At 54.8% G+C, this 9,059-nt stretch carries 10 protein-coding genes; all 10 read left to right on the top strand.

Annotated features, from left to right (window positions below; all coding sequences use genetic code 11):
- Nucleotides 1–195: 195 nt before the first annotated feature.
- The 10 genes from rpmH to SERS4_RS0125460 all read left to right on the top strand — a co-directional run bounded on the left by rpmH (nt 196) and on the right by SERS4_RS0125460 (nt 9,019).
- Nucleotides 196–336 carry a 50S ribosomal protein L34 gene (gene rpmH, locus SERS4_RS26675; RefSeq protein ID WP_003849659.1) on the top strand — a complete coding sequence of 47 codons (141 nt, stop codon included), beginning with the start codon at nt 196–198 and terminating at the stop codon, nt 334–336.
- Nucleotides 337–354: 18 nt separating this feature from the next.
- On the top strand, nt 355–714 hold the full coding sequence (gene rnpA, locus SERS4_RS0125495) for a ribonuclease P protein component (RefSeq protein ID WP_004950547.1): 360 nt from the start codon (nt 355–357) through the stop codon (nt 712–714).
- Entirely contained in the window at nt 678–935 is a 258-nt protein-coding gene (gene yidD / locus SERS4_RS26670; protein ID WP_012004505.1) for a membrane protein insertion efficiency factor YidD, read from the top strand. Before rnpA ends, yidD begins: the two co-directional genes overlap by 37 nt.
- 2 nt (nt 936–937) lie before the next feature.
- Nucleotides 938–2,575: a membrane protein insertase YidC gene (gene yidC, locus SERS4_RS0125490; protein ID WP_012004504.1), complete on the top strand. Its 1,638-nt coding sequence runs from the start codon at nt 938–940 to the stop codon at nt 2,573–2,575.
- A gap of 102 nt (nt 2,576–2,677) precedes the next feature.
- Entirely contained in the window at nt 2,678–4,042 is a 1,365-nt protein-coding gene (mnmE, locus tag SERS4_RS0125485) for a tRNA uridine-5-carboxymethylaminomethyl(34) synthesis GTPase MnmE (RefSeq protein ID WP_012004503.1), read from the top strand.
- Between the two features lie 29 nt (nt 4,043–4,071).
- A complete protein-coding gene (locus tag SERS4_RS0125480; RefSeq protein ID WP_017894492.1) occupies nt 4,072–4,872 on the top strand; it encodes an MBL fold metallo-hydrolase in 801 nt (266 codons plus the stop codon).
- Nucleotides 4,873–4,994: 122 nt separating this feature from the next.
- Entirely contained in the window at nt 4,995–6,308 is a 1,314-nt protein-coding gene (locus tag SERS4_RS0125475) for a lysine N(6)-hydroxylase/L-ornithine N(5)-oxygenase family protein (RefSeq protein WP_017894491.1), read from the top strand.
- A gap of 96 nt (nt 6,309–6,404) precedes the next feature.
- Nucleotides 6,405–7,130: a 4'-phosphopantetheinyl transferase superfamily protein gene (locus SERS4_RS0125470; protein ID WP_017894490.1), complete on the top strand. Its 726-nt coding sequence runs from the start codon at nt 6,405–6,407 to the stop codon at nt 7,128–7,130.
- A 174-nt stretch (nt 7,131–7,304) separates the two neighbouring features.
- Nucleotides 7,305–7,871: an NADPH-dependent FMN reductase gene (locus SERS4_RS0125465; RefSeq protein ID WP_017894489.1), complete on the top strand. Its 567-nt coding sequence runs from the start codon at nt 7,305–7,307 to the stop codon at nt 7,869–7,871.
- A gap of 95 nt (nt 7,872–7,966) precedes the next feature.
- On the top strand, nt 7,967–9,019 hold the full coding sequence (locus SERS4_RS0125460) for a hypothetical protein (RefSeq protein ID WP_017894488.1): 1,053 nt from the start codon (nt 7,967–7,969) through the stop codon (nt 9,017–9,019).
- Nucleotides 9,020–9,059: the final 40 nt, after the last annotated feature.

Below are 9,059 nucleotides of genomic sequence, written 5' to 3'. Positions count from 1 at the left end.
CGAGCCAAGACCGGATTTTACTCCGAATTGGCAGACAACCAGGTAGGCTAGCGCAATGTGAATTGACTCAGGACTGTACAATTATTACAATCCCGCCTCTTTATATATTGCGATTGAGGCGTCGGTCGTCTTCACGCCGAATAGCCAAACGCGTTTACTGATCAGTAATTATTTTAAGTTTAGGTAGAAATCGCCATGAAACGCACTTTCCAACCGTCCGTATTGAAGCGTAACCGTAGCCACGGTTTCCGTGCTCGTATGGCCACCAAAAATGGTCGTCAAGTTCTGGCCCGCCGTCGTGCGAAAGGCCGTTCTCGTCTGACTGTTTCTAAGTAATAAAAGCTAACCCGCTGAGTGGTTAAGCTCGCTTTTCCCAGGGAGTTACGTTTGTTAACTCCCACTCACTTCACTTTCGTCTTCCAGCAGCCACAACGGGCTGGCACGCCGCAAATCACCATCCTCGGCCGCCTGAACCAGCTGGGGCATCCCCGCATCGGTCTTACCGTCGCCAAAAAACACGTCAAACGCGCGCATGAACGCAACCGGATCAAACGCCTAACCCGCGAAAGCTTCCGTTTACGTCAGCACGAGTTACCGGCGATGGATTTTGTCGTGGTGGCCAAAAAAGGGATAGCGGATTTGGATAACCGTGCACTGACGGAAGCTTTGGAAAAATTATGGCGTCGCCACTGTCGCCAGGCTCCCGCATCCTGATCGGGCTGGTGCGGGCTTACCAGCTCGTCATCAGTCCGCTGCTTGGGCCTCGTTGTCGCTTCCAGCCGACATGCTCTCATTACGCAATTGAGGCATTAAGCAGGTTTGGCATGATAAAAGGCAGTTGGTTAGCATTGAAACGCGTATTAAAATGCCACCCCTTGAACCCAGGTGGCGATGATCCCGTGCCGCCGAAACCCGACGATAACAGAGAACACTAACGATGGATTCGCAACGCAATCTTCTCCTCATCGCTCTGCTGTTCGTGTCTTTCATGATCTGGCAAGCCTGGCAAACGGACAATGCTCCGCAACCAGTCGCGCAGACCACGCAACAGACTTCGAACCCAGCTACCGGTGATGCCGCAAGCTCAGCAGTTCCAGCCAGTGGCCAAGGTAAACTGATTACCGTAAACACTGACGTGCTGTCGCTGACCATCAACACCCGTGGTGGTGATATCGAGCAGGCTAAACTGTTGGCCTACCCTGACACTCTGGGTTCATCGACGCCATTCCAGCTGCTGGAAACCACACCGGCATTTGTTTATCAGGCGCAAAGCGGCCTGACCGGCAGAAACGGCCCGGATAACCCGGCAAATGGCGAACGTCCTCTGTTCCAGGCGGCGCAGGACAGCTACACCCTGCCGGAAGGCCAGGAAGAGTTGCGCATCCCGCTGACCTTTACCGGTAAAGATGGCGCTATCTACACCAAGACTTTCGTGCTCAAACGCAATCATTACGCGGTTGCCGTTGACTACAACGTCGACAACAAGAGCACCACTCCGCTGGAACTGACCCTGTTCGGCCAACTGAAGCAGACCACCGAGCTGCCTAAGCACCGTGACACCGGCAGCAACAACTTTGCCCTGCACACCTTCCGTGGCGCGGCGTACTCTTCCAGCGATGACAAATATCAGAAGTATGCGTTCGATAAGGACGAGAACCTGAGTGTGACTACCCAGGGCGGTTGGGTTGCAATGCTGCAACAATACTTCGCCACCGCGTGGGTACCGGCCACTCAGGGTAGCAATACCTTCTATACCGCCAAGCCTGGCGACAACCTGTCTACCATCGGCTTCAAATCTACTCCGGTAGTGGTGCAGCCTGGTGCGCAGCAGCAACTGAACGCCACCCTGTGGGTAGGCCCGGAACTGCAGGATCAGATGGCCCAACTGGCGCCGCACCTGGACCTGACCGTGGATTACGGTTGGTTGTGGTTCATCTCCCAACCGCTGTTCAAACTGCTGAAGTTCATCCACGGCTTTATCGGTAACTGGGGCTTCTCAATTATCATCATCACCTTCATCGTGCGCGGCATCATGTACCCGCTGACCAAAGCGCAGTACACCTCGATGGCGAAAATGCGCATGCTGCAGCCAAAACTGCAGGCGATGCGTGAGCGTATCGGTGATGACAAACAGCGCATGAGCCAGGAAATGATGGCGCTGTACAAGTCTGAGAAAGTGAATCCGTTGGGGGGTTGTCTGCCGCTGGTTATCCAGATGCCAATCTTCCTGGCGCTGTACTACATGTTGATGGGCTCGGTTGAGCTGCGCCACGCGCCGTTCGCTCTGTGGATCCACGACCTGTCGGCGCAAGACCCGTACTACATCTTGCCAATCCTGATGGGCGTGACGATGTTCTTCATTCAGAAGATGTCGCCGACCACCGTGACTGATCCGATGCAGCAGAAAATCATGACCTTCATGCCGGTGATCTTCACAGTGTTCTTCCTGTGGTTCCCGTCCGGTCTGGTGCTGTACTACATCGTCAGTAACCTGGTGACCATCCTCCAGCAGCAGTTGATTTACCGCGGCCTGGAAAAACGTGGCTTACACAGCCGCGACAAGAAAAAAACCTAAGCGTATTGTAGGGGTTCGGCGCGCTGAACCCTTGCAGTAACACCAAGAGGCGGTCATTAGACCGCCTTTTTGCATATTGAATTGTCAGAGAAGAGAACCACTATGAGCACCACCGATACCATCGTAGCCCAAGCCACCCCGCCGGGACGCGGCGGCGTCGGCATTCTGCGTATTTCCGGCCGTGGCGCCAAAGATGTCGCCCAGGCCCTGCTCGGCAAGCTACCCAAGCCGCGTTACGCCGATTACCTGCCATTCCGGGATGCCGCAGGTGCCACCCTGGATCAGGGCATCGCACTGTGGTTCCCAGGCCCTAATTCGTTTACCGGCGAAGACGTGCTGGAGCTGCAGGGCCACGGCGGGCCGGTGATCCTCGATTTGCTGCTCAAACGCGTGTTGGCGCTGCCAGGCATGCGTATCGCACGGCCCGGCGAGTTTTCCGAACGCGCATTCCTCAACGACAAGCTGGATCTGGCGCAGGCCGAGGCGATTGCCGACCTGATCGATGCCAGTTCCGAGCAGGCGGCACGCTCAGCCATGAACTCGCTGCAGGGGGCTTTTTCCACCCGCATCCACCAGCTTGTGGAAGCACTTACTCACCTGCGGATCTATGTGGAAGCGGCCATCGACTTCCCCGATGAGGAAATCGACTTCCTGTCTGACGGTAAAATCGAAGCGCAGCTCAACGGCGTTATGGCCGATCTGGACAGCGTACGCGCCGAAGCGCGCCAGGGCAGCCTGCTGCGTGAAGGGATGAAGGTGGTGATCGCCGGGCGGCCAAACGCCGGCAAATCCAGCTTGCTGAACGCATTGGCCGGCCGTGAGGCGGCGATTGTTACCGATATTGCCGGCACCACCCGCGACGTTTTACGCGAACATATTCATATCGACGGCATGCCATTGCACATCATCGACACCGCCGGTCTGCGTGAAGCCAGCGACGAAGTTGAGCGCATCGGTATCGAACGTGCATGGAACGAGATCGAACAGGCAGATCGCGTGCTGTTTATGGTCGATGGCACCACCACCGCGGCCACCGAGCCGGCGGAGATTTGGCCAGAGTTTATGGCACGTCTGCCGCACCGGTTGCCAATCACCGTGGTGCGCAATAAAGCCGACATCACCGGTGAAACGCTGGGCATGACAGAAGTAAATGGCCACTCACTTATTCGCCTGTCGGCGCGTACCGGCGAAGGCATAGATCTGCTACGCGACCACCTGAAGCAGAGCATGGGCTTCACCAGCAATATGGAAGGTGGCTTCCTGGCGCGCCGTCGCCATCTGCAGGCGCTTGAGCAAGCGGCCCAGCATCTGGTCGAGGGCAAAGAACAGTTAGTGAGCGCTTACGCGGGGGAGCTGCTGGCCGAAGAATTGCGTCTGGCACAGCAAGCGCTGAGTGAAATTACCGGTGAATTTACCTCCGATGACCTGCTGGGACGCATCTTCTCCAGCTTCTGCATCGGCAAGTAAACCCTCACCCCTCTAAGGAAAGAGCAAGCATGACATTAACGCTCAAGGTGTTACTGGAAAACCGCCGCGCCACCGGCGCGGACAAATCGCTGCGGGTGAAAGCCGGGCTCAGCCTGTTGATTCAGGATGAAACGGACTCGATTTTGTTCGATACCGGCCCCGATGGCAGTTTTCTGGATAACGCAGCGCTGATGGGCATTGACCTGTCAGTGCTAACCGCTACCGTACTGTCACACGGCCATTATGACCACTGCGGCGGTGTCCCCTGGTTACCCGATAACAGCCGCATCATTTGCCATCCGCAAATAGCCGATGAACGCTATTCGGCGGTAAAACTGCTTGGCCATAGCCGGAAAATCAAAAAACTATCGCTGGATATCGATTACTGCCGCCATCGTATGGAATACAGCCGTGAGCCACTGCATATCAGTGAACGCTTTATGTGGTCAGGGGAGATCGCGGTGGCCGAGCCGAAGGCCTATGGCGTGATCGGCGGAAAAACTGAGGCTGTGGATTACGTTATCGACGAAGGCGTACTGATTTATAAGTCCGATCGCGGGCTGGTGATTATTACCGGCTGCGGGCATCGCGGGATCATTAACATCGTGCGCCACTGCCAAAAGATCACCGGGGTCAATAAGATCCATGCGTTGATCGGCGGTTTCCACCTACGCTGCGCATCACCGCACCTGATATGGCAGGTCAGGCAATTTCTGAATCAGCAAAAACCCGATAAGCTCATGGGATGTCATTGTACCGGTGCATGGGGGCTGCTGTGGTTACCGGAGATGATATCACCGGCGACGGGGGACACTTTCGTTCTGGAATAAAACGCTAATAAGCACATTAGTTTTTACCGCCATAGCACTGAACAACAATCGCTATCTCCCCTGGCTTGCCAAAAATCACCTAAGCTTATCTCAGCGATTTTTGGCGGGAGATATAAGAAAAAATGAATGAACCACTGGATTTACTGGGTGTCGGCCTTGGCCCCTTCAACCTCAGTCTGGCCGCGCTGGCCTATGAAAGTGGCGTCCTCAATTACACCTTTCTCGATCGAAACGCCAGCTTCCGCTGGCACCCCGGCATGCTGCTGCCCTCCGCCTATATGCAGACCTATGTACTGCAGGACCTGGTTACGGCGGTAACACCCCGTAGCCAATTCTCCTTTATCAATTACCTGGTCGAGCAGAAAAAAATCTATCGATTTTTGATCACCGAACAGCAAATTATCAGCCGTGAAGAGTTCTCTGACTACCTGAGTTGGGCCTGCGATAGATTAGATGGACTACAGTTTTCACAGTCGGTTGAAAGTCTTGATTTTGACGATGACAAGCAGCTGTTCGAAGTCCGCACCATCAACCAGACTTTGTGGGCAAAGAATATCTGCCTGGGTACCGGCCACGACCCCTGGCTGCCGGAGGAGTTTTACCCTGCGCTGGGCGAAAACTGCCTGCATGCCGCCGAAATTGCCATTCGCAACCCGGATCTGACCGGTAAGCGGGTAACCGTTGTCGGGGGAGGCCAAAGTGGTGCAGATATTTTCCTGAACGCGCTACGCGGCCATTGGGGAGAAGCCGCACAGCTGGACTGGATTTCCCGCCGGCCTAACTTCCAACCGCTGGACGAGTCCGCCTTCACCAATGAATATTTCACCCCGGAATACGTTGATTATTTTTATACGCTGCCGCAGGAAATCCGCGAACGCGAAATCAAGGCTCAGAAGTTACCTGCAGACGGCATCAGTAATCATACGCTGCGTACGCTGTACCGCGAGTTGTACCTGCGTTTCGACGTAATGCACCAGCCGCGAAATGTCCGTCTTTTACCACATCGTACGCTGCTGGCGATCGAACCGACGGACAAAGGCTATCAATTACGTACCCGTCACGGTTTGGAAAACCGCCAGGAAGGGTTTCACGCCGACGTCGTCATTTTAGCGACAGGTTACCGCCCTTCGCTGCCGTCATGCCTAAAACCGCTGCTGTCACGCATTCCTTTCGACAACAAACAACGCTTGCCGCTACAGCCGGATTTTAACCTTGAGTGGCAGGGGCCTGAACAGAATCGTATTTATGCGGTGAATGCCGGCATACATAGCCACGGCAGCGCAGAAGGAGGACTCAGCCTGATGGCCTGGCGCTCGGCCCGCATCCTCAATCATCTGCTCGGCAAACCCCATTTTGATCTGACGCCGAACGCATCGATGATCCAATGGTGGAGTGATGCTCCTCCGGACAATGATATTGCTTATCCAGATAAATAGGATAAAACGCATACTGTTTTTTAATGATAAATCCTCGACTTATGCTTAATCTAACTCCCCAGCGTTTTCAGCGCCCCCTCTGTCACGGAGTGAATAATGGCATGTCATTTTGCCCGATGGATCCCCACATCCAGCGCACTGGATACCCGGAGATTATCCGCCGAGGTCGTTGCTGCAACCGCTGCTTTTTCCGTTAAACGCCGCCAGCGCTTCCTGCAGGGGCGCATCCTGCTCGCAGAAATGATGTTTTATCTTTATGGCTTGTCGACATTGCCGGCTCTCGCCACCACCCCCACCGGACGCCCCTGTTTCGTCGATAATCACCTGCCCGATTTCAGCCTGGCCTATGCCAGCGATACGGTGGGGGTTTTGCTCAGCCAGGAAGGCAAGGTAGGCCTGGATATCGAAGTCATGCGTGCCCGTGCCGGGCAACATAGAGAGCTGCAACACCAATACCAAACGCCGGCAGAAAACGCCTGGATCAGCGCACAGTACGACCGGCTGGAGGCGGAAACCCAACTGTGGAGTATTCGCCAGAGCGTGCTGAAGCTTTCTGGCCTGGGTAACAGTGGACAATCGACGCTGCTGCTGCACCCTTTTTCCGGCCATTTGCGCTCCAGTATCACCCCCCAGGTTCATGTGATGAGCGATGCCGACGAATACCTGAGTTGGGCTTGCGCACGTGAACCCAACCTGGAGCGCTTAATCTGCTGGCAATACGAAGCGGGTAAAGGCCTGCACAAGCACGGCGAAATCTCCCCGCGAGCCCCTGCGCTCTCTACCCGCTTTGTGAAATTAACCAGTCTGGCGCTCCACCGCTGACATCGACGATTTATGGCTAATCTGTAAGATAAAACTTTCTTTAACGGATAAATTTCTGCATAAAACTGCAAAGTCAGCCAATTATTCAGCAATCATCTATTCTCCCCGCCCTTCTTGCCCTACTATCTTTGGGTGTTCCAAGCTGAATCTGTTCATTCGAAAGGGAGAATCACCATGTCAGACCAAGCATTAAAAATCGTCACTCTGCTCGGCAGCCTGCGTAAAGGCTCTTACAACGCGATGGTAGCCCGCGCCCTGCCAGGCCTCGCGCCACAGGGTGTCACCATCGAAGCACTTCCCTCTATCCGTGATATCCCGCTGTACGATGCCGATGTACAACAAGAAGAGGGCTTCCCCGCCACGGTGGAAGCCATTGCCGAGCAAATCCGCCAGGCCGACGGTGTGATCATCGTGACCCCGGAATATAACTATTCGGTACCCGGTGGGTTAAAAAATGCCATCGACTGGCTGTCCCGCCTGCCGAATCAGCCGTTAGCCGGTAAACCGGTGGCGATCCAGACCAGTTCCATGGGGCCGATTGGCGGCGCGCGCTGCCAGTACCATCTGCGCCAGATCCTGGTGTTCCTCGATGCGATGGTGATGAATAAGCCGGAGTTTATGGGCGGCGTGATCCAGAACAAAGTGGATGCGCAGGCCGAGGAACTCATTGACCAGGGAACGCTGGATTTCCTGACCGGCCAACTGTCTGCCTTCAGCGATTATATTCGCCGTCTGAAATAAATGTCTTTTTTGACGCCTTCATAAAAAATTCGATTGAAGGCGTCATTTCAATCAGAGAGTTACTACCAACCCATTAAAAATAAAGTCATAAAATTATGTATTTTTTTATTTTAGCCATCTTGCTGGCTTTCACCACCAGACCACTATTAGCCACAGAAATGCGTTATCCCGCCGGAGAAGAGCCGATAGAGCTACCGGTACATAGCCCACTCAGCACCCAACTGCCACGCACCACCCAGAGCCAGGAAGATAAAAAGATCGCAGCCATGTCGTTGTATCTGACGCTGATGCGTGAAGACGGCCGTAACATATGGGCACCTTATCAACTGGCGGCTTCCTCAGCGGAAAAGGGCCAGACCGAACTGGCAGAGCGCTATCTGCAACTGAGTGCCGATCGCGGGTTATGGTATTACTATAATCTGCTGGAGGACGACGCCTTCAACAACATCCAGCACGGCAGTGCCTACCAGTCGATTCTGGCGGCAACCAAAGCCCGTTATCTGCAACATGCTCATTGGTTCGAAGGCAAAGCCAGCTATGCCATTCCTGACGGCCCACCGCCGCCCGGAGGCTGGCCAACGGTGGTGTACCTGCACGCCTATGGCAAAAGCGCCGGTATCACACCGGAAGAACGCTTGTTTTTTAGTGAGATCGGCGTCGCCTATATAGAGATCAACGGCACCCAGATGCTGTCGGAAAACAGTTTCCGCTGGTCAAATTACAGTGACGAAAGCACCCAGAGCGCGATCCAGCGGGTTCTGCAGCCATCCACCGAAGAATTAAAGCTCAATCCGCAGAAAATCTACCTTGCCGCCCGCGGACAGGGGGCGCTGCATGCCGCCAACCTGTTGGCCAAATACCCGCAACTTTATGCCGGTGCGCTGCTGATTGCCCCAAATGGCGGGATCAAACAGGCACAGCAATCACTGGCGACCCATAAGCGGCTGGTGGTGGCCTACTACGAACGGCAAAACTTCAGCGATCAGGCACTGGCAATGCACTTTGCCAATCTGTTCGGTGAGAATAATCAGGTGAAGGTTTTGCATTTTGCCCAGGGCGAGAGCCCCGATGGCGGCTGGCGGGCGCGTTTTAAACGGCCGTTGCAGTGGATGTTGCATCAGGCACCCGACGCAACGCCGGGCGCCTAAGATAACTACACGCATTGGCTTGCAGGCTACGGAGAAAGTT

The organism is Serratia sp. S4, from assembly GCF_000347995.1.
GTDB classification, from domain to species: domain Bacteria; phylum Pseudomonadota; class Gammaproteobacteria; order Enterobacterales; family Enterobacteriaceae; genus Serratia; species Serratia quinivorans.
The sequence above is the reverse complement of the archived record's forward strand: the minus strand, read 5'-3'. Positions and strand labels throughout refer to the sequence as shown.

Bases quoted from the DNA above. Each gene is read 5' to 3' on its own strand.
- mnmE (WP_012004503.1), top strand. From the start codon at position 2,678: ATGAGCACCACCGATACCATCGTAGCCCAAGCCACCCCGCCGGGACGC.
- SERS4_RS0125465 (WP_017894489.1), top strand. From the start codon at position 7,305: ATGTCAGACCAAGCATTAAAAATCGTCACTCTGCTCGGCAGCCTGCGT.
- SERS4_RS0125470 (WP_017894490.1), top strand. From the start codon at position 6,405: ATGGCATGTCATTTTGCCCGATGGATCCCCACATCCAGCGCACTGGAT.
- SERS4_RS0125480 (WP_017894492.1), top strand. From the start codon at position 4,072: ATGACATTAACGCTCAAGGTGTTACTGGAAAACCGCCGCGCCACCGGC.
- yidD (WP_012004505.1), top strand. From the start codon at position 678: ATGGCGTCGCCACTGTCGCCAGGCTCCCGCATCCTGATCGGGCTGGTG.
- yidC (WP_012004504.1), top strand. From the start codon at position 938: ATGGATTCGCAACGCAATCTTCTCCTCATCGCTCTGCTGTTCGTGTCT.
- SERS4_RS0125460 (WP_017894488.1), top strand. From the start codon at position 7,967: ATGTATTTTTTTATTTTAGCCATCTTGCTGGCTTTCACCACCAGACCA.
- SERS4_RS0125475 (WP_017894491.1), top strand. From the start codon at position 4,995: ATGAATGAACCACTGGATTTACTGGGTGTCGGCCTTGGCCCCTTCAAC.
- rpmH (WP_003849659.1), top strand. From the start codon at position 196: ATGAAACGCACTTTCCAACCGTCCGTATTGAAGCGTAACCGTAGCCAC.